At 36.9% G+C, this 20341-nt stretch carries 24 protein-coding genes and 1 tRNA gene; 15 read left to right on the top strand and 10 right to left on the bottom strand.

Annotated features, from left to right (window positions below):
* The first annotated feature begins 146 nt into the window (after positions 1 to 146).
* The 5 genes from WC623_RS04180 (at position 147) to WC623_RS04160 (ending at position 3557) form a co-directional block, all read left to right on the top strand.
* Positions 147 to 218 (top strand) — tRNA-Arg (locus tag WC623_RS04180).
* Between the two features lie 479 nt (positions 219 to 697).
* Entirely contained in the window at positions 698 to 1348 is a 651-nt protein-coding gene (locus tag WC623_RS04175) for a cupin domain-containing protein (protein ID WP_372848261.1), read from the top strand.
* 112 nt (positions 1349 to 1460) lie between these two features.
* Positions 1461 to 2384: a sugar phosphate isomerase/epimerase family protein gene (locus WC623_RS04170; protein ID WP_372848259.1), complete on the top strand. Its 924-nt coding sequence runs from the start codon at positions 1461 to 1463 to the stop codon at positions 2382 to 2384.
* 118 nt (positions 2385 to 2502) lie between these two features.
* Complete coding sequence (locus WC623_RS04165; RefSeq protein ID WP_372848257.1) at positions 2503 to 3066, top strand: thiamine pyrophosphokinase; 564 nt, start codon at positions 2503 to 2505, stop codon at positions 3064 to 3066.
* Positions 3063 to 3557, top strand: coding sequence for an N-acetyltransferase family protein (locus WC623_RS04160; RefSeq protein WP_372848255.1), 495 nt, complete (start codon positions 3063 to 3065; stop codon positions 3555 to 3557). Before WC623_RS04165 ends, WC623_RS04160 begins: the two co-directional genes overlap by 4 nt.
* On the opposite strand, the gene WC623_RS04155 is transcribed toward WC623_RS04160, so the two are convergent.
* Both WC623_RS04155 and WC623_RS04150 read right to left on the bottom strand, forming a co-directional pair.
* Positions 3554 to 4504: a M20/M25/M40 family metallo-hydrolase gene (locus WC623_RS04155; RefSeq protein WP_372848253.1), complete on the bottom strand. Its 951-nt coding sequence runs from the start codon at positions 4502 to 4504 to the stop codon at positions 3554 to 3556. The genes WC623_RS04160 and WC623_RS04155 overlap by 4 nt on opposite strands.
* A complete protein-coding gene (locus tag WC623_RS04150) occupies positions 4504 to 5586 on the bottom strand; it encodes a DUF4407 domain-containing protein (RefSeq protein WP_372848251.1) in 1083 nt (360 codons plus the stop codon). The genes WC623_RS04155 and WC623_RS04150 overlap by 1 nt, the downstream gene beginning before the upstream one ends.
* A gap of 174 nt (positions 5587 to 5760) precedes the next feature.
* Between WC623_RS04150 and WC623_RS04145 the strand changes: the two genes are divergently transcribed.
* A complete protein-coding gene (locus WC623_RS04145; RefSeq protein ID WP_349784722.1) occupies positions 5761 to 6078 on the top strand; it encodes a rhodanese-like domain-containing protein in 318 nt (105 codons plus the stop codon).
* A 2-nt stretch (positions 6079 to 6080) separates the two neighbouring features.
* Positions 6081 to 6272, top strand: coding sequence for a DUF6358 family protein (locus tag WC623_RS04140; RefSeq protein WP_372848249.1), 192 nt, complete (start codon positions 6081 to 6083; stop codon positions 6270 to 6272).
* On the opposite strand, the gene WC623_RS04135 is transcribed toward WC623_RS04140, so the two are convergent.
* Entirely contained in the window at positions 6256 to 7308 is a 1053-nt protein-coding gene (locus WC623_RS04135) for a dipeptide epimerase (RefSeq protein ID WP_372848247.1), read from the bottom strand. The genes WC623_RS04140 and WC623_RS04135 overlap by 17 nt on opposite strands.
* An 85-nt stretch (positions 7309 to 7393) precedes the next feature.
* Here WC623_RS04135 and WC623_RS04130 point away from each other — a divergent pair, with 85 nt between their 5' ends.
* Positions 7394 to 8362: a hypothetical protein gene (locus tag WC623_RS04130; protein WP_372848246.1), complete on the top strand. Its 969-nt coding sequence runs from the start codon at positions 7394 to 7396 to the stop codon at positions 8360 to 8362.
* On the opposite strand, the gene WC623_RS04125 is transcribed toward WC623_RS04130, so the two are convergent.
* Positions 8359 to 8973 carry a rhomboid family intramembrane serine protease gene (locus tag WC623_RS04125; RefSeq protein WP_372848245.1) on the bottom strand — a complete coding sequence of 205 codons (615 nt, stop codon included), beginning with the start codon at positions 8971 to 8973 and terminating at the stop codon, positions 8359 to 8361. The genes WC623_RS04130 and WC623_RS04125 overlap by 4 nt on opposite strands.
* Before the next feature lie 16 nt (positions 8974 to 8989).
* The gene (locus WC623_RS04120; protein WP_372848244.1) at positions 8990 to 9718 is read right to left on the bottom strand and encodes an outer membrane beta-barrel protein; all 729 of its coding nucleotides are present in this window, start codon (positions 9716 to 9718) and stop codon (positions 8990 to 8992) included.
* Positions 9719 to 9757: 39 nt separating this feature from the next.
* Between WC623_RS04120 and pepT the strand changes: the two genes are divergently transcribed.
* Positions 9758 to 11011 carry a peptidase T gene (gene pepT, locus WC623_RS04115; RefSeq protein ID WP_372848243.1) on the top strand — a complete coding sequence of 418 codons (1254 nt, stop codon included), beginning with the start codon at positions 9758 to 9760 and terminating at the stop codon, positions 11009 to 11011.
* Positions 11012 to 11054: 43 nt separating this feature from the next.
* Here the strand turns inward: pepT and WC623_RS04110 are convergent, their stop codons facing one another.
* The 4 genes from WC623_RS04110 to WC623_RS04095 form a co-directional block, all read right to left on the bottom strand.
* On the bottom strand, positions 11055 to 11756 hold the full coding sequence (locus tag WC623_RS04110; protein ID WP_372848242.1) for a class I SAM-dependent methyltransferase: 702 nt from the start codon (positions 11754 to 11756) through the stop codon (positions 11055 to 11057).
* A gap of 26 nt (positions 11757 to 11782) precedes the next feature.
* Positions 11783 to 13180: an MBL fold metallo-hydrolase RNA specificity domain-containing protein gene (locus WC623_RS04105; protein WP_372848241.1), complete on the bottom strand. Its 1398-nt coding sequence runs from the start codon at positions 13178 to 13180 to the stop codon at positions 11783 to 11785.
* 9 nt (positions 13181 to 13189) lie between these two features.
* Positions 13190 to 13396: a YtxH domain-containing protein gene (locus WC623_RS04100; protein WP_372848240.1), complete on the bottom strand. Its 207-nt coding sequence runs from the start codon at positions 13394 to 13396 to the stop codon at positions 13190 to 13192.
* A 274-nt stretch (positions 13397 to 13670) separates the two neighbouring features.
* Positions 13671 to 14072 carry a hypothetical protein gene (locus tag WC623_RS04095; RefSeq protein WP_372848239.1) on the bottom strand — a complete coding sequence of 134 codons (402 nt, stop codon included), beginning with the start codon at positions 14070 to 14072 and terminating at the stop codon, positions 13671 to 13673.
* A 661-nt stretch (positions 14073 to 14733) separates the two neighbouring features.
* On the opposite strand from WC623_RS04095, the gene rplM reads away from it, so the two are divergent.
* The 4 genes from rplM (at position 14734) to tsf (ending at position 17357) form a co-directional block, all read left to right on the top strand.
* Entirely contained in the window at positions 14734 to 15177 is a 444-nt protein-coding gene (gene rplM / locus WC623_RS04090) for a 50S ribosomal protein L13 (RefSeq protein WP_372848238.1), read from the top strand.
* An 11-nt stretch (positions 15178 to 15188) separates the two neighbouring features.
* Entirely contained in the window at positions 15189 to 15575 is a 387-nt protein-coding gene (gene rpsI / locus WC623_RS04085) for a 30S ribosomal protein S9 (protein ID WP_084288523.1), read from the top strand.
* 18 nt (positions 15576 to 15593) lie between these two features.
* Positions 15594 to 16421: a 30S ribosomal protein S2 gene (gene rpsB / locus WC623_RS04080; RefSeq protein WP_372848237.1), complete on the top strand. Its 828-nt coding sequence runs from the start codon at positions 15594 to 15596 to the stop codon at positions 16419 to 16421.
* Positions 16422 to 16517: 96 nt separating this feature from the next.
* Positions 16518 to 17357, top strand: coding sequence for a translation elongation factor Ts (gene tsf, locus WC623_RS04075; protein ID WP_372848236.1), 840 nt, complete (start codon positions 16518 to 16520; stop codon positions 17355 to 17357).
* Between the two features lie 78 nt (positions 17358 to 17435).
* Here tsf and WC623_RS04070 read toward each other — a convergent pair whose 3' ends face one another.
* Positions 17436 to 18359: a hypothetical protein gene (locus WC623_RS04070; RefSeq protein ID WP_372848235.1), complete on the bottom strand. Its 924-nt coding sequence runs from the start codon at positions 18357 to 18359 to the stop codon at positions 17436 to 17438.
* Between the two features lie 115 nt (positions 18360 to 18474).
* Between WC623_RS04070 and nagA the strand changes: the two genes are divergently transcribed.
* Together nagA and pyrH are read left to right on the top strand one after the other, a co-directional pair.
* Positions 18475 to 19581 carry an N-acetylglucosamine-6-phosphate deacetylase gene (nagA, locus tag WC623_RS04065; protein ID WP_372848234.1) on the top strand — a complete coding sequence of 369 codons (1107 nt, stop codon included), beginning with the start codon at positions 18475 to 18477 and terminating at the stop codon, positions 19579 to 19581.
* A 38-nt stretch (positions 19582 to 19619) separates the two neighbouring features.
* Complete coding sequence (gene pyrH / locus WC623_RS04060) at positions 19620 to 20327, top strand: UMP kinase (protein WP_372848233.1); 708 nt, start codon at positions 19620 to 19622, stop codon at positions 20325 to 20327.
* Positions 20328 to 20341: the final 14 nt, after the last annotated feature.

Here is a 20341-nt window from a genome sequence, read left to right as displayed (position 1 = left end):
GGTTATTAAATAAACAAAGAAAAAGGAAGAATGTTAGGCGATTTTATCTCCTGTATGTTTTGTGTAAGCCATTATAAAAAAATGATTATGGCTCAAGTATTTTATTCCTATATTTGCGACCTGTTGTTTTAATTTTAGACAGCTTTGGTCCCGTAGTTCAACGGATAGAATAGAAGTTTCCTAAACTTTAGATATGAGTTCGATTCTCGTCGGGACCACTTACTTTGCCAGTAGTTATACATAACTGCTGGCTTTTTTCTTTCAAGGGGCTAGAAAAGGAACGAATTAATTTGAAGATGAGTTATATTGGTTCAGGGGAATGGGACTTTAGTAGCTTACTCTGCCCCTTTAGTAAATGATTGATTTAAAAAATGGCTGATTTTTACTATTTCTATTCAATCTAATGCCATATTTTTACAAGAATTCATGAGTATATATATGATTTTAAGCATATTAAATGAGACTTATATTCGTGTTTTAGAAAAGAAAATTAACCAATCGATTTTTGTTTATGAAGATTAGCAGTTTTTCGACTCACCTTTTTGCTGCCCTATGTAAAGACTTATAGTATAGTGGAAAGGGAAGAAAATGAAATCATTGCAGCTTGTTTTTCAACCACATGGTAATGGTTCCTGGTTGGAAGGATATTAAAATACCAATTATGCTGCTTGAAAATAACAAGTTTAAAAGGTAAATTATGAAGATTAAGAAAACATCCCGACGTGAAGCGATGCAGCAAATGGGCTTATTTGCTGCGGCACTGTGTAGCCTTCCTTTAGCTTCATGTGGTACTCCAGGTAAGAAATCAGAAGTTGATGCAGGGACAACAGTTGCTCCAATACCTTTTTTAATTCCTCCAAAAGCATCGCTTGAAGTTGGGCCTCTTGGTAGTAATATGAGGACATTGATTCGTAGCGCACAGACTAATACACAATTTTCTTGCGTAGAGGCCATTTTAGCGCCTAAGAAAATTGCAGGTTCTCCTCATAAACATGACCGGCTGGATGAACTGATGTATGTTTTTGAAGGAACTGCTTCGGTCTTAATGGGCGATAAGGTGGTCACAGTTCCTGCTGGAAGCTGGCATTTAAGACCCAGAGGGATTGTTCATGTAGTATGGAATTCGGGGAAAGAAAATTTACGACTAATTGACATGTATTTTAATCAAAATTTTGAAGATTATTTAGAAGAGTTATATCATAAGATTATACCGGAGGTAATTGAACGTAAAATATCTTTCGAAGATCCAGGTATTGCAAAACGCGTAGCTGAATTGGACAAAAAATTCGGACTTACTTACTATCCCGAAAAAAGTCAATCGATAATTGAAAAATACGGATTAAGCTAAGAAATAATCAGAATAAACTATTTCATAGGGCTCAAAGTTTTCTGAAGTTCCTCCGGGACCATGAATTTATTGTACATTAGAATATTGTATTTCTGTACCATAAATTAAAATTATGAGTCATTCTACCAGAAGGAATTTTTTGAAACAAACCACAGGATTATTAGGTGTCGCATTTGTTGGGACAGCGTTTAATTTTCCAAAAACAAATACCCCGTTATTATCTTTTTCAACTCTTGGCTGCCCTGATTGGGATTTTCAACGTATTGTAAACTTTGCTGCGGAAAGTAATTATAATGGAATAGAAGTTAGGGGAATAAAACGAGAATTGAATTTACCAAATTGTCCGGAGTTTAGTAGTCCCAAGAAGATACTTGCTTCTCGTAAAGTGGTTGAAGATAAAGGATTGAAATTTGTTGGACTAGGCTCATCGGCTGCATTGCATTATGGTGATCTTACTAAAAGGAATAAGAATTTGAGTGAAGCTAAGCGTTTTATTGATTTAGCACAGCAGTTGAATTGTCCCTATGTTCGCGTATTTCCTAATGACTTTCCTAAAGAAGTTGATAAGAAACAAGTTATTGATCTTATTTCGAAAGGGTTATTAGAGTTAGGAGATTATGCAAAGGGGAGTAAAGTAAAAGTGCTATTGGAATCGCATGGTGCAGTTGTTCATAGTGATGACCTTAGTGTAATCATGAAAGCTGCAAAGCATCCTAATGTAGGGATGATATGGGATATTGTCAATATGTGGGCGAAAACTAAAGAATCGCCTGTAAAAGTGTACGAAGTATTAAAAGATTATATTGATCATACACATATTAAGGATATGAAAATTGTAGATGGAAAGATTAAATATACCTTTTTGGGAAAAGGAGAGACTCCTGTATTTGAAGCGATTAATATTTTAGCCAAAAGTGGATATAAGGGGTATTATAGTTTTGAATGGGAGAAGATGTGGCATCCGGAATTGGAAGCGCCTGAAATTGCCCTACTGGATTATTCTAAAGTAATGAATGATCATTTTAAAAATATCTAACTGATCAGTACTGTAGTTCTTTAAGACCTCTTTCCTCTCGGATTATCTGTGCCGAATATTTTCATGATGATATGGGAGGATATTAAGTAGAATGATTATTTTGCGATAAAATAATATCATGTCGTCACACCATATCATCAGAGAGAAGCAAGAACCAGCACTTTATATTCACGAATTAGCTGCGTTTAACGAAGAGTACTTGGGCCAGCTATTAGAGTGGAGCCCTACTTTAATAGTTAATGATACCGAATACGAAAAGGTAATCAGCATGGGTTTAAAAGTTGATGCTGTTGTCAATTCTTCTGGCTTAAAAAGCGTTCAGGAAAATACCAAAATCATCGACGTTAAAGTTGAGCCATTGGATGCCGTGCTTGATTTTCTTATTACTGAAAAATATCAGGCTGTCAATGTAATTGATACTAAAAGTAATTTAAGAGAGTTGGGTAGTTATATTGATGAAATCAATATTGTTGTTTTTACTGAAACAGAAAAGGCTTATGCCATAAAATCCGGATTCAAAGTTTGGAAACCTAAGGGAAGTATCTTTAAAATTGAGGTAATGTCTTATTTCGAGACCAGTAACCTGATGCAGGAGGAGGATGGCGATTTTGTGGTTATTGATGACGGTTTTGTTGAGTTTATTTTTACCACATCATATTTGTTTATCAGTGAAGTGTTATGATCTTGTTGAGAAAGGGAAAGGAAGAGGATATAGAGAGCATACAGGATATTGCTTATAGGACATGGCCTCATGCTTATAGTAATTTGATTACCAATGAACAGATCGACTACATGCTAAAGAAAATGTATAATAAGGGAGAATTGCTGTCGCAACTTCAACAAGGTTATACTTTTCTGATGGCAGAAGAAGATGATAGAGATCTTGGCTTTGCTGTTTTTTCCATTATAGATTCAGCAAATCATATTTTTAAGTTGCATAAACTATATGTGTTGCCTGAAACTCATGGCATGGGAGTTGGGAAACTACTAATTAACGAGGTCGTAAATCTTGCGAAAAGAGCTGGAGGTGTGTCGTTGGAGCTGAATGTTAACCGAGAAAATAAAGCGGTAGCATTTTATCAGGGGGCTGGCTTTACAGTAAAGGAAACCGTAGACCTCGATATAGGTAACGGCTTCCTCATGAATGATTATGTGATGCACAAGCCCCTTTAGTCGTGGCTTTCTATAAGTCTTGGAATTCTACTTGGTGTATCTGTCCCTTTTATAATCGTAATTGCACTCTTAGCAATAGCCTTAATTGTAGCCAGAATATTCTGAGTATCTAATGTGCTATATTCGTCTTTTACGGTATGATAGAATGCGTCCGTATCAATTTGATCAGTGCTAATGGTATGAGCAGGAACACCTAACGCTGCGAGTGTAGCGTTATCACTTCTATAAAATAAGTTTTGGCGGATGTAGGGATCTGGGTGAAAGGTGAATTCTGTTCCAACCAGATTCTTTTGTAATATTTTACCAAAATCAGATTTATCAAAGCCTGTAATAAAGGCTGTATTCTTTCCAAACTTGCTTTCTTTTCCGATCATTTCTATGTTAAACATAGCTACTACATGATCTGGATTAAGTTTCTTAGAAAAATGCTTTGATCCAAAACCACCAATCTCTTCAGCTGTAAAGGCCACAAAGATGAGTGTACGCTCATTGTTATTTAATTTCTTGTAATATTTAGCTAGAGCAATCATTGCAGTGATACCTGAGGCGTCATCGTCAGCACCATTGGCGATACTGTCTTGCGCATCACCTTTCACAATTCCAAGGTGGTCATAATGACCAGAAAATATTACCAGTTCAGCAGCTTTCGATTTGCCGGGGATAATACCAGCTACGTTAAATGCCGGCTTTCCTTCAATTTCGAATGATTGTCTAAATCCAGTTTCGCCTTCCATGGGTTTTAATCCAATAGCTTTAAATTCTGATTCTATAAAGGACGCAGCTTTCTCTATTCCAGGACTGTATAGCCCTCTTCCTTCCATTTCATCACTGCTCAATGTTTTAATCAATCGATCTACATACTTTATGGTGATGATTTTATTGATGTCTTGAGCAAAGGTTAGCTGGGTAAAAAGTAAGGCAACTAATGTGTAAAGGGTTTTCTTCATTATTCGTATAATTTGTTTTTTCGTTTTTCAATTTCAGTACTTATGCGGGTATCATGTACGCCATCTATCACGGCGATTTCAAAATCTTTATCCTTATCTGATTCATAGGTCTGTGCTATTTCAATGTTCTGTACAGAATGATCATAAGGGCCTCTACTGCTCATCAATTTAACAAATACAGGCAAACATTCAAAGAATATAAATAGGAGCCCGATAAATGTTACTGCCAGGGCTGTGCTCGTATCTCGGCTACCGTCTCTGTTAAATTTGAGCTGTCCTAGTGCCCAATTTCGATCGGCAAAACCTGCTATGTTGGTTAAGCTGTCCAGTTGTTTTCCCGTATATAACTTTTCTGTCATCAGCCCATCAAATTCTTTACGTCCATCAACAAATTTTTCAAGGTTACGGACATAAGAAGTTAAAGTGTCCAAATCGCTTTCACGTTGTTTTAATTCTGCTTCTTTCCTCTTTGCATATGGGCCATAGCCCATTATGCCCGATGTTTCGGTTGTTTTATTGCCAAATATTTCAAAGTTAAGCTTTTGTCGGTCAGCTTTTATACCGCTGTCCATTGAATCCCTTTGTGCTTTGGCGTCATTTAGTTTGCCTATTTCTATGGCGTATTTATTCTCAAAAGCTGCGTTTAGTGTATCGATGTTTGATCGCTGGTTATTAAGATAGCTAACCTTAAGTCGTTCTTTAATCTCTTTATCAAATATTTTAAGTTCCAATGGGCGGGAAATTACAATCCCAATCATGATTGCTAATAAAATACGAGGTGTAGCTTGCAGGAGCTGTTTACCTGTACTTCCGCTTTTATTGATGCTGGAAACAATATATCTATCCATGTTAAAAATGGCTAGTCCCCATATAATTCCAAACAATAGTGCAAACAACACAGCTCCGGCATCTCCTTTAAAGACAAAATACATGGCATAGCCGCCAGATAGTGCTGCGAACAGGCCGGTAAAAAATATGGTGGCACCAATGCCTATATACTTATTGTGTTCTGTAGGGTGTTTTTCAAGTGTTGAAATATGTGCACCAGAACAAAACCAGAAGAAACGTGATATCGCGTTCATAATGGAAGAAAATCAAAGTTAAATAAAGACTAACTATTAAACGCGCAGCCCACTTAGTTGTTACAGAAAATCGTTCGCTCTTAATTGTATATTGCCACGACTTTGTATTTTTCTAGAAGTAAAACACCGTATGACACGTGATTTAATTATCTTTGAAAAAATCGAAATAACATGATAAAAGAAATAACCGTTCAGGAGCTGAAAGAAAAAATCGACAATAAAGAAGATTTTCAACTGATTGATGTAAGGGAAACTTTTGAGTATGACACTTCAAATCTTGATGGCTTGAATATCCCTTTAGGTGGTATTTTAATTGAGGCCGACCAAATCGCCCAAGATAAGCCTGTAATTATTCATTGCAGAAGTGGTAAGAGAAGTGCTGCAGCTGTAATGCAACTTGAGCAACAATTAGGTTTAACCAATTTATATAATTTAAAAGGCGGAATCCTTGCATGGCAGGAAGCTTTTGATCCTAACATGCCTGTATACTAATTATGGGAAAGAAGATTGCATTAAACGTTTTTTATAACCTGGGTATCATTCTTTCCATTTTTGGAATAACTTGGGGATATAACAATGCCCAATATTTACCAATAGCTCTATTTGTAGCTACTGGTGCATTTTTTGTTTACCTAAAGATAAAACTGGTAAAGGAAATGCGCAGTACACTTAAAAACAGGAATTAAATAAGGAAGGGTTTATCCCTTCCAATCCTAAACCTGCCAGGTCATTTAGCTGGTGTTTTCCATCTTCCATAATAGGTGTGGTAAAAGGATTGTTTTTAGTTAGCCAGGGGCCATCCAGGTCAGCCCAGTCGCATAAAGGGGCTAAGGCCATGCCTGCTTGTGTTGCGCAAGAAGTTTCACTCATACATCCTATCAATACTTTCATACCTAAAGATCTTGCTTTAAGAATCATTTGGTAGGCTTCATACATGCCGCCACTTTTCATTAATTTGATATTGATGCCATGGTAGGCTCCTTTTAATCCCTCCAAATCTGATAAACGTTGCACAGCTTCATCAGCTAATATAGGAATTGGGCTGCGACCTGTAAGCCATGCATTACCCTCCAAATCGGCCTTATCCATTGGTTGTTCAATCAATTGTACCCCATGGTCATGTAGCCAGTAAATGAGTTCTATTGCATCTTTCTTATTTGTCCATCCCTGGTTGGCATCTACATATAAAGGTAAATCGCTTACCCCTCTTATTGTATTAATGATTTCCTTGTCATTATCCCTACCCAGTTTCACTTTTAAGACCTTAAATCCCTTTGCATCAGCAATCTTTTCTTTGATGATCTCTGTGCTGTCAATACCTATGGTGTAAGATGTCAGAGGCATTTTTAAAGGGTCAGCACCGTAAATTTCATAACAGGGTTTATTCAGTATTTTTCCGTTGATGTCATTTAATGCAATGTCAATTGCCGCTTTAATTGCCGGATGGCCTTTTTCAAGGCTATCTAAGTAAGACTTTATCTCCTCAAAATTAAATGGAGAATTGAAGTATTTCCAATCTATCTTTTTCAAAAAAGCTTTTGAAGTTTCAACACTTTCGCCCATGTAAGGTACCATAGAGGCTTCACCATAGCCTTCAACAACGACGCCATTATGTTCATAAGATAGTCTGATTAGCATGATTGGGGTGCTTGTCCGCGAAAACTTAGCGATTGAGAAAGGGTGTTTCAGTTCCAGATTGTAAGCATTGCAAGCGATCTTCATGGCAAAAGTCTTTTGGTAATATAAAAGTTAAAAAAAGTGTACAAAAGCGAATGTAAAAATAATATGCCTAATATTGTGGCCAGTTATGAACAGCACCATATACCAACCTTTTAAAAACTTCGATTTTAAATATAAAAACTGCTTTTTAAGTGGAGATACCTTTAAGTCGCCTCTGGAAGAAATCAATATATTACCAGCATGGCTACTAGAGGTAGCAAAGTTTAGTGGGGAAGAACAAATCAAGCTGCTTGATGAAAGTGTAAGATCGTATAACACTTTAAAAGTTCCTTGCAATTCTGAGGTTTTAACCCAGTTTATACAACCTTTGGAATCTAAAATTTCTGCTGCTTTTGCTGAAGGGTATAAGGGGGTTTCTCATTTAGATGAAGCTGATCTATTTAAATGGATTGGAAAATTTATATATAGTCTGATCTACATTGAGATGAACGCTGCAGTAAGGCTGCAGCAACTAAGTGCTGATGGGGTGAATATGTCGCAGGGATTGATGCATAAATTTGGCAATCTAAATACCATGATTCAGAGTATATATAGAGAAGTGGTATTTGAAAACTTCATACCCTGGTCTATCGTTGTTGTTCCTTTGGAAGATAAGGACACAGCATTCAGTTTCAGAGACGAAATCAATACCCTTACATTTTCTTTAAAGCTAAAAGACTTTGCCATTATTGCTTGTTTGCAGGACAATGGCACGAATAAGAAATATCATCAGGAGTTATTAGAGCAAATCGGAACTAAACCTTTGTCTGCTCCTCAGTTTGAAGAACTTTGCGCACGCTTCTTTTACTCTGCATACCTGTTTAATCGCTTACCTGAATATGCAATTATGCCTGTTGAGGGGGCGATATATATTGATGCAATGCCACTAAAGGGTACATTGAATAAGCCATTGTTTGATCATTGGCAACATAAGACCTATGCACAGGTATTACAGGATTTCTGGAAACCATGGGGGCATAACTTGTTTGAGATCATTAAAGATCCTACAAAGCCTATTAGTTACTTTGAGCCATCAGCTTTACCAGAAACTAATTAGCCAATTTTGGCCATTAGTTGCATTAAGAAAGTTGGAATCGCTCCTGGAACCAATATGACCGTTATAATTAAGCCCGATAATGCACCAAAGAAGTGGGCATCGTGATTAATATTATCTCCGGCTTGTTTTGCAGCGTAGACACAATATAGTAGGTATAAAGGACCAAATACAATTGCCCAAATCGGAATTGGGAGTGGAAATATCATCATGGTTGAGAATGGGAAAAACAAAATACAGCTAAACAATACCGCGCTAATTGCCCCTGAAGCTCCTAAACTGTTATAACGAATATCGTTTTTGTGTTTAAGCACAGAGGGGATATCGCTGGCTATAAGGCTTATAAAGTAAATAATTCCGAAGTTTAATGATCCTATCGTACGCTCTAAAGTAGGCCCGAAAGAGAAAAGCGTAATCATGTTAAAGATCAGGTGCATCCAGTCGGCATGGATAAAGCCGCTGGTAATTAATGTATACATTTTATATCTCCTAGATACACTATAAGGATGCAGCATAAATTTTCCATATAAATTATGGTCATTAAAGGCATAAATACTTGTTAAAACAGTAACCAATAAGATAATTGATGTGACAGGCGTATTAAGGTATTCCATTGAAATGTTTTCAGTTTTAATATAAAGTTTTTGAAGAAAGACCTATCGATCCGAAGTGGTATCTAAAGCCGAGGGAAAAATAAGTATAAATATCGGGGTTGCCGTTTTTAAATGTAATAGAGGAGTCATCATAACCGTCTAAACCTTCCCCAAGAGTGATATTGCTTTGGTAGTTAACATTGATGCCGTATTTATAATATCCACTCCTGTTCATGAAGTTGAAATTGATTCCCAGGTTTAAAGGAATGTATAAGTCTTTTGATTTATCCAATCCAGGAAATGTAGAGCCATCACTTTTATTTATTCGCTGAATAAATTTCATGCTATTCATGATAACTCCCGCTCCTGCACCTATATAAAGTCCTTTTATTGCATTTGCAAACCCCGTTCGTTCGTAATCTATTAAGGCGCCAAGAGATACTTTTCCATTAAAGTTAAAGGCTTTGTAACGATTGGTAAATTGGCGTTTATAAGGATCTTTAAAGGCATCACCACCATTAATCTCTCCCATTTGTCCTTCAAAGCCTAAACTTATGAAAGGGCTGAAATAATAATCAAATGTTCCATAGCCTGCAGTGCCAAAATCGTTCTTTACCACATCTGCAAAAGATTGTGTAATTCCAACTCCTGCACCAATGGTCATTTTGTGAAAGTTTGACTGTGCCCGTGTATTAACACAAAGTAATAAGGCCAGTAACGAAGTTAAACCTAGTTTCAGATAGATCTTGTTTAAGTATGTGGTCAAAACTATAATCTTTATATAACTTTGTGCTTTTATAAGAGTATGCTAAAATATATAAATAAAAACAAATCCCTTCAAAACAGGTTCATAAAATACGTTCAGATAGATACGCAGTCCGACCCGACGTCACCAACTGTGCCGTCAACTGAGAAACAAAAGGACCTGGGTAGAGTTCTGGTAGCGGAATTATTAGACCTAGGTATAACTGATGCGCATCTTGATGAGTATGGTTATGTATATGCAACGATTCCTTCAAATACTGATAAAAAAGTTCCGGTAATCTGTTTTTGCTCGCACATGGATACTTCACCAGATTGCAGCGGTAAAAATGTGAAACCAATTATTCATGAAAATTACCAGGGACAAGATCTGGTATTGCCAGATGATAATTTGGTAGTGCTGAAAATGAAAGAACATGCTGACCTTAAAGATCAAATAGGTAATGATATCATCACTGCAGGCGGTACTACTTTACTAGGTGCGGATAACAAAGCAGGATTAGCTGAGATTATGGAGGCTGCAGCATTTTTAATGCAGAATCCTGAATTTAAGCATGGAGTTATTAAGATCTTATTTACCCCTGATGAAGAGATTGGTCGTGGTGTCGACAAGGTTAATCTTGAGAAGCTAGGAGCTGATTTTGCTTATACTGTTGATGGCGAAACTTTAGGCTCAATTGAGGATGAGACTTTCTCTGCCGATGGAGCTGTGCTGACAATTAAGGGGGTAAGTGCACATCCTGGTTTTGCTAAAGGGAAGATGGAAAGTGCGATTAAAATCTTGTCTGATGTAATAAGTTCGTTGCCGGCCGATTGTCTTTCTCCTGAATCTACGGAATTGAAAGAAGGCTTTATTCATCCAGTTGGTATTAGTGGTAATGTAGAAGAGGCGGAAGCTCGTTTTATTTTGCGTGCATTTAATGATGATGAATTAGCGGCAAATGGAGAATTGCTGGATGCTACCGTACAAAATATTATAGAGGATTTCCCAAGTTCTACTTATGAGTTAAAAATTACTGAGCAATATCGTAATATGAAACAGGTATTAGATCAGTATCCGCAGATTATTGAATACGGTATTGAGGCTATTAAGCGTGCAGGAATTACCCCTAAACAGCAAAGTATCAGAGGAGGTACCGATGGTTCTCGTTTATCGTTTATGGGCTTGCCTTGCCCAAATATCTTTGCCGGAGAACATGCTTTTCATGGGAAACAAGAATGGGCTTCTGTCCAGGATATGGAGAAAGCCGTTGAAACAATTGTTAATATTGCTGCAATCTGGGAAGAAAGAGCATAAGCTTGCACTTGTATAAAATTATTTTGCTAAAGACTAACGTGTGTTAATCAACACGCGTTAGTTTTGCTAAATATTGGTCAGAATCATCTTCAAAAATAATTTCTGCAGCCCATCCTGTGGCTTTCGCAATATCAATAAGGGTTTTCTGGTCTACATAGATCCATTTAAACCAATTGCCTTTTATACTTTTGTATTCGTATCTGAAGTTTATTTCACCAAAATAACCACTTTCAGGAAATGGGATTTCGAGGTATAAATAAGATAAGTCTGAACTATCAAAAACAAGCTGCCCATCTTTATTAATTAAATTTTTTGCTTGCTTTAAGAAGGCTTTTAAGCCAGGGATAGAGCCAGTAAGGCCAATGCCATTCATCATAAAAAGTAAGGTGTCAAATTTTTTCTCGCCATTTGCTACCTTATAGTTAAGGATATTCCCTTCTATTGCTTTTTTCAAGCCCCTTTGTTGCATAATGGTTACCGCAGAAGCTGAAATATCCATTCCTGTAATGTCAAAACCTCTTTTCTGAAGAATTAATGCATGACTGCCTACTCCAGCGCCAACATCCAGTACTTTTCCTTTGCAAAGTTCAAGGGCTTTCAGTTCCAGCTCCGGCATTTCATGCTCGTCTCTGAAATAAATGTCGACAGGCATTTCTTCTGGTTCATCATAAGAATTGTGTACCCATAGGGTTTCTGCCGGTGGTTTTAAAAACTGATCTTTTAAGGCTTCTCCAAAAACGTCCATGCGGCAAAGATAGAAAAGAGATTGTTTTAAAGCTCAAATTCCTGATGATACTCTGGGATAGATACGTTTTTAAATCCTGCATTTACAATGCGCTGGGCAAATTTTTGCTGGACATCATATTCGCCATGGACTAAAAACACTCGCTTTACTTTTTCTGGGTTCTGAACAGAAAGAAATTGTAAAAGATCTTCATAGTCACCATGTGCACTCATCGACTTAATAGATTGAACTTCGGCAAGTACATCATAATCTTGTCCGAAAAGCCATACCCGCTTTTGTCCGGCAATTAAACGACCTGCTAAGGAGCCTGGACTGGCATAACCTACCATGAGAATGGTGTTTTTGCGATCACTGATGTTATTCCTGATGTGGTGTCTTACCCTGCCGCCCTCGGCCATTCCTGATGAAGAAATGATCACGCAAGGTTGTGGATCATTATTTAGGGCTTTGGATTCGTCAACGCTTTCAATAAAGCGTAGCCCTTTAAATCCAAAGATGTCACGATCTACTTTCAGCACTTCTTTTACACCATTATTATATACATCGGGATGTTTTTTCAATACCTCTGTTGCTTCAAGGGATAGTGGACTGTCTACATAGTATGGTATGTTGGGTAATATCCCTTTTAATTCCAATGCATTTAAAGCGTATAACAATTCTTGCGTTCGACCAACGCTGAATGCAGGGATAATTACCTTCCCTCTTTTTTCCAGGCAAGTATGAGTAATAATTTTGCCAAGCATCGTTTCAATTGGTTCGAGATCGATATGTAGAGAGTCTCCATAGGTAGATTCCATGATAATGTAGTCTGCTTGCGGAAATCTTTGAGGGCTTTTTAATAGTAAGTCAACATATCTTCCAACATCACCACTAAAAGTAATCCGGGTTTGCTTACCATTTTCTTCTAAATGTAGGTGGATTGCAGCGCTACCAACAATATGTCCAGCATCGGTAAAACGGACTGATATATGTTCGTCTATTTTAAAATCCTGTTCGTATGGTATGGTTTTAAACTGTTGAAGAGTTTGTTGTACATCTTTATCATTATAAAGAGGCATCTCCTGATCTTCCTCTGTCTTCATTTTTCTGTTGGCATATTCCGCATCCTGCATTTGTATTTTTGCTGAATCAAGCAGAAGGATTTCTGCAAGATCTCTGGTTGGGGGGGTGCAAAAAATTGAACCATTGAAACCTTCTGCGACTAAACGTGGCAATAGGCCACAATGGTCAATATGCGCATGTGATAAAATGAGATAAGTGACCTTTTTAGGGTCAAATCCAAAGGATTCATTTAATTGATCAGTAATATCGCCCATACCCTGGAAAAGACCGCAGTCTAACAAGATTTGGGTACCATTAGTTAGTGTAATCAGGTGTTTGCTGCCTGTAACGGCACGTGCTGCACCATGGAAAGCGACTTTCATTAATCTTTACTATGCTCTTACTTTAGAAATGGTATCTTTTACTTGGTCAGTTACATCTGCTATTCTATCTTTTGAAGCATCTATTAGGTCACAAAACCAGTTAGATACCTTGTCTTTCATTTCTTCGTTTTTATCAGAAGCTAATATTAATGCTACTGCCGCGCCTAAGGCCGCACCTGCTAGTACGCCCGCGATTATTTTTGTTTCTTTCTTCATCTTAATACTATTTTGATTTTGTAAATGTGCGTATGCATTGGCATTGATACGCATTTGCTTGTAATATAAACAAAAATAGCGCCGAATAGTTTGGGGAAGGTGGATTCTATTGATATTTGTTTAAAATCTATTTACAAGTAACCCACATTTAGGTTTGCTTAGTTAAGTAAGTGATTGAAAGTATAAGCAATGAATGTAAGAAACACAAATTTGAGATAAAAAAAAGGTTGATCATCGTTTTATCAATGATCAACCTTTAAAATGATTGTAGTTGTTATTTTACACGCGTGCCCTCAAAACTGAATAAAGCATCTTGGAAGTTGTTTAATAATGTCATTTCTATATTTGAATCCGATAAGAACGCAAATGAAAGAGCTCTACTAGTCCCAGAGGTTGACATATAAGTCTTATTCATATCAATATAAAGGAAATTAGAAAAGGTAAGTTCTGTAAAAGAAGGATCGCCAATAGGCTGAACAACTACTTCGTTAGCCGCTTTTCTCGTTACTTTGACTTTTGCATTTGGATAATCAACAGAGCCAATTGATAGTTTTCCCTGGTAAGTTCCTTGTACCTCAGCTGATTTATCTGTGTTTTGAACCTCTTCTTTTTTCTTGCTGCAGGAAGTTACTAATACTGTAAATAATAATAAAACTGGTAATAATGCTTTTTTCATAATAAATAATTAGGGTTAAAAATGATTAACCGAGCCATCAGAAAAAATTATGCCAAAGGAGCTTAATTAGTTCATAGATTTTAAGATAAATTATGTGTTTAAACATTTAGATTATCTTTAATCGGCTGTAAATTAAAAAAGTAAGGGGAATAATATTTAATAAAGACAATCTGGGTTTTTGAAAGAAATTTTGGCGAGATATTGAGAAAATGAAATGATTCGTATATAAAAGGAAACAGGGACGATCTTTCGAAACGTCCCTGTTATAAAGATGGTCGATCCACCACAGATCAACCTAAACCAAACAAACTGCAACTATAACGGAGAATGTTGAGGAAAAGTTTGAAGAGTAAAAAATAAAAACATTTCAATGACAAAAGGAAAAATAACCATTCTTATTCAGAGCCTGGCATCTTTTGCTGAAGAAGCAAAAGCGCCTAAGGTCTCTTCAAAGAAGGTGATTTTTCTGTAAGCAGGGAGGCGAAGCAGGATGTATTGCTTGGGTGTTTTTGTTATAGAAGTGTGTCTGTTGGTTGTTGAGTTTGGTGTGATAGAATTTTTATACCGTCAAGTGTTTGACAATTAAATATTTCTATCTATCTTTGCAGTCCCTAAAAATTAGGGGGAATAAATAATTGTTTAACAAATTAAATACAAGCAAGTGAATACGTTAAGTTACAAAACTGTCTCTGCCAATGCAAAAACTGTTAACAAACAGTGGGTTGTTGTGGATGCTGAAGGCGAGATTTTGGGGCGCTTGTCATCGAAGATCGCTATGATCATCCGTGGTAAAAACAAGCCTGAGTACACCCCACACGTAGACTGCGGTGATAACGTTATCGTTATTAATGCAGACAAGATTAAGTTGACCGGAAATAAAATGAACGACAAAGTTTATATTTCTTATACTGGTTATCCAGGTGGTCAGCGTTTCATTTCTCCAAAAGAGTTAATGGCGAAACATCCTAAACGTGTTATTGAGAAGGCTGTGCGCGGTATGTTACCTAAAACTAAATTAGGTGCAAAATTGTACACAAACCTTTTTGTTTATGCTGGTGCTGAGCATCCTCACGCAGCACAATCACCAAAAACCATTAAACTTTAATTAAAGAAGAGATGTCAGTTACTAACACTTCAGGAAGAAGAAAAACTGCAGTTGCCCGTATCTACTTAAAAGAAGGCAACGGCACTATTACCGTAAATGGTAAAGATCACAAAGAATATTTCCCAACATTGCCTTTACAATACATTGTTAACCAATCATTCACAGTATCTGAATTAGTTGGTCAGTATGATGTAACTGTAAATGTTGCCGGTGGTGGCGTTAAAGGTCAGGCAGAAGCTGTTCGTTTAGCTATTGCTAAAGCTATTGTTGAATTAGATGCTGAGAAAAAACCAGCATTACGCGCTAAAGGGTTGATGACCCGTGATATGCGTATGGTTGAGCGTAAGAAACCAGGACGCAAGAAAGCACGTAAGAAATTCCAATTCAGTAAACGTTAATCTTAAGGAGACAAAACAATGGCAAGAACTACATATCAAGACTTACTGGATGCAGGTGTACACTTTGGTCACCTTACCCGTAAATGGAACCCAAAAATGGCACCATACATTTTCATGGAGCGCAATGGTATCCACATTATAGATTTAAATAAAACTTTAACTAAAACTGAAGAAGCTGCTTCAGCAATCAAACAGATCGTTAAATCTGGTCGTAAGATTCTTTTCGTAGCTACTAAGAAACAAGCTAAAGAAATCGTTGCAGAGCAAGCGAAAAAAGTAAATATGCCTTACGTAACTGAGCGTTGGTTAGGTGGTATGTTAACTAACTTTGCGACTGTACGTAAGTCAATTAAAAAGATGGTTACCATCGATAAAATGACTAAAGATGGAACTTACTCGATTCTTTCTAAGAAAGAGCGTTTAATGATCCAACGTGAGCGTATCAAATTAGAAAGCTTATTAGGTGGTATCGCGGATTTAAACCGTTTGCCAGCTGCTATCTTCTTAATTGACGTTAAAAAAGAGCACATCGCGGTTAGTGAAGCGTTGAAATTAAACATTCCAACTTTTGCAATGGTAGATACCAACTCTGATCCTTCTAACATCGATTTCCCTATTCCAGCGAATGATGATGCTACTAAATCTATTTTCTTAATTACTGATGTAATCATCAAAGCAATTGAAGAAGGTTTAGATGAGCGCAAACGCGAAAAAGACGAGGAAACTGAAAAAGAAGCGGTAGCTGCTAAAGCTGCTGCTGATGCTCCGGAAGCCGCTGCGCCAGGTGCAAGAAGAAAAAAGGTTGAAGCTGATACTACTGAAGAAGGTACAAGCGAAGAAGCTTAAATAATATAACGGGGTTGTGTATGGTGCGTTGCAGTTTATACTACAACAAGTCGTGCACAACCCTTATTTTTTGATCATAATTTAAAAGGAAATAAAATGTCTACAGTACAAATTTCTGCAGCTGATGTAAACAAATTGCGCCAACAAACTGGTGCTGGTATGATGGACTGCAAAAAAGCATTAATCGAAGCTAACGGTGATTTCGAAGCTGCGGTTGATTTTTTACGTAAAAAAGGAGCTAAAGTAGCTGCATCTCGTCAGGATCGTGATTCTAATGAAGGTGTTGTTATCGCTAAAGTTACTGCTGATGGTAAACGTGGTGTTGTAGTTGAATTAAACTGCGAGACTGACTTTGTTGCTAAAAATGCTGACTTCGTAGCTTTAGCTAACAAATTCGCTGATTTAGCTATCGATGCTAATCCTGCTTCAGTAGAGGAACTTTTAGCGCTTGAAATTGACGGACAAAAAGTATCTGATATTATCGTTGAAAATACAGGTAAAATCGGTGAGAAAATTGGTATTTCTAAATTTGAAACCGTTGCTAGTGATTTAGTTGTTCCTTACATCCACGGTAACTACCGTTTAGGTGTATTGGTTGCTTTAAACCAAGCTGTTGCTGGTGCTGAAGAAGCAGGTAAAGACGTAGCTATGCAAATTGCAGCTATGAACCCTGTTGCTTTAGATAAAGCTGATGTTGATGCTACTACTATTGAGCGTGAAACTGAAATTGCTAAAGATCAAATCCGTGCAGAAGGTAAGCCAGAAGAAATGGTTGAAAAAATTGCTGCTGGTAAATTGAATAAATTCTACAAAGACAATACTTTGTTGAACCAGGAATTTGTTAAAGATTCATCTAAAGATGTACGTAAATTCTTAAATGAAGTTGCTAACGGTTTAACTGTTGTTGCTTTCAAACGCGTACAATTAGGAGCTTAATATTTAATTAATTTTTTGAAAGAGGGCGTCTTTAGATGCCCTCTTTTGTTTTAGGGTAAAAATAAAAAGCAATAGCTGTTATTTACCCCAAGCCTTTTCCAGAAGTTCGAGCCTCTCTGGATTTATAGGGTCAAAGTCCTTCAGGTTATATACTTTAAATGGTTGTAATCCCGCTTTAGTGAGCTTTGCATTTTCAAGTTGTGCCTCTCCTGTTTTTTTGTATTCATTCTTTGTCAGGACCAGAAAGTCGACATACAGATATTCTATATTCTTATATTCTCCTGTGCTGCTTATCGAAATCTCACGGTCGGTATCAAATGAAACTTGTATAATGCGATCTTTCAACATCCAAACTACATAACCCTCATTGCCATAGTCTAATAAATAGGCCGCATAGTCCATTACTGGAGTGCTTTGTCTGGACATTTCCTTTTGCTCAGGTGTCATGTTCTTTGTAAATTCAGCCTCTACTTCAGCATTTTTTCGGTCATGCTCCTGCATTTCAAAGGTTTTTCCATATTTTTTGAAAAGTTTGTTCAGTAAAGAGTCTAACCCCGTTTTATGCTCGAATTTGGTTTTTCCAATTATTGCAGTAAGTTTTTTCTGGGCATCTGTTTCTAAAACCACCTGATTAAAATAAATAGAGTCAAACTGTGCAATGCTGTCGGTTACAATAGTTTTGAGTACATACCTTTCCTCCGGAAACTTGAAATAATGCTGGTCTCTGATAGGGCCGCTAAAATCTTCATTTTTACCATATAGAAATACTTCGTAATTATTTCCGTTAAAGCCGGTTTCTGTAGTGTCTAGTAGTTTAGAGACTAACTGTTCGATGTTTTCATTAAAAGTGACTTTTGCGAAGTCAAAGTTGCCACCTTTAGTTAAGATTGAAGGCTGTACAAAAGCAGCAGTTTTGTTTGGATTTTGCTTACAAGAAAGTAGAGAAATTGATAATAATGCAGGTAATAAAAGATAAAAGAAATAGGAGAAGCTACTTTTCATTGAGAAAGTTGTTTATAAGATTGATTCTACTTGTATTTTGAGCGTTTCGTCACTAAGATAATTATTGTACACAAATTTTCTTCACCTTATCTTTGGATACAACAACCGAAATATTATGATCGCAATTACCAACTGTAAGCTTCTTAAAGAAAATACATTGCTTTCTGATCAGACTGTACTGATTGAAAATGGAAGGATCGCTAAGATCTCTAATGAAAAGGTTCCTGATAGATTTCAACAGATTGATGCGGCTGGTGACTTATTATGTCCGTCATTTATTGATCTTCAGATTTATGGTGGAGGTGGGGCACTCTTTTCTGCTTATCCTACAGTAGACAGTCTAAGGAAGATGGATGATGACTTGATGAGTAAAGGAACTACGAGTTTTCTGGCTTGTGTAGCGACAAATACGATGGAGGTTATCTACCAATGTCTGGATGCTGCAAAAGAATACAGATCCAATACAAAAGGTTTTTTAGGCTTGCATTTGGAAGGTCCTTATCTAAACCCCAAGAAAAGAGGTGCACATATTGAAGCTTATATCCATAAGGCAGAACTTGATGAAGTAAAACGTTTGATTGAATATGCTGACGGCACTGTGAAAATGATGACCATGGCTGCCGAACTTCAGGATGATGAAGTCATTAATTATTTGTTGGATAATCAAGTGCTTTTGTCATTAGGGCATAGCGATGCTAATTTTGAGCAGGCTACGGAGGCTTATAACAAAGGATTTAAGACAACGACACATTTATTCAATGCGATGCCTTCGATTCATCACAGGGCTCCTAATTTACCTGTAGCGTTATTTAATCACTCTACTGCAATGTCAAGTATTATTGTAGATGGTAATCATGTTGACTTTGAAGTAGTGAAAATGAGTTATAAGCAGATGAAAGAACGTTTGTTTTTAATTACTGATGCAGTCTCAGCGTGTAATACTGGGCCTTATCAACATGCGCTTTCAGGGGATAAGTTTATTACTGCTGACGGAACGTTATCGGGATCAAATATCACTTTGTTGCAAGCTGTTCAGAATTGTGTGCAATATTGTGGAATTCCTTTAAATGATGCCATAGATATGGCTTCTTTATACCCTGCAAAACTGATGGGAATGGTTAATGAGCTAGGATCTTTGCAAATTGGAAATCGGGCTAACCTGCTGTTACTGACGTCGGAACTTGAGCTTAAGGAAGTATTTGTGGATGGTTTGCAAATTTGATCACTCATTAATTAAAACAATTAGTTATTTTTGGAGCCATGAAATATAAACGGATCCTGCTAAAACTAAGCGGCGAGTCGCTGATGGGCGAAAAGCAATATGGTATTGATAATGAGGTTGTAAGACAGTATGCTGAAGATATTAAAGCAGTACATGCACAAGGCCTTGAAATAGCAATCGTTATTGGTGGAGGCAATATTTTTAGAGGATTAAGTGCTGAAAAATCAGGTATGGATCGTGCTCAGGCAGATTACATGGGAATGCTTGCCACAGTAATTAACAGTATGGCATTACAGGATGCATTGGAAAAAGTAGGCCTTAAAACACGCTTACTTACTGCAATTAAAATGGAACAAATCTGTGAGCCATTTATCCGCAGAAGAGCAGTACGCCACCTTGAAAAAGGACGTATTGTAATTTTTGGTGCTGGTACAGGAAATCCTTATTTTACAACAGATTCTGCGGCAGCTTTACGTGCAATTGAAATTAAAGCAGATGTGGTATTGAAAGGGACACGTGTAGATGGAATTTATACAGCTGATCCTGAAAAGGATCCTGGTGCTGTAAAATATAAAGAGATATCTTTCAAAGAGGTTTACGCCAAAGGATTGAATGTAATGGACATGACTGCATTTACACTTTGTGAAGAGAATGAATTGCCGATTATCGTTTTTGATATGAATAAAACAGGTAATTTCATGAAAATCGCAAATGGTGATGAGATTGGGACACTTGTTAAGAACTGATGCTAAATAAATTT

The sequence above is a fragment of the Pedobacter sp. genome, from assembly GCF_041645105.1.
Lineage (GTDB): Bacteria > Bacteroidota > Bacteroidia > Sphingobacteriales > Sphingobacteriaceae > Pedobacter.
Note: the sequence above shows the minus strand (reverse complement) of the source record. Positions and strands in the feature narration are given on the sequence as shown.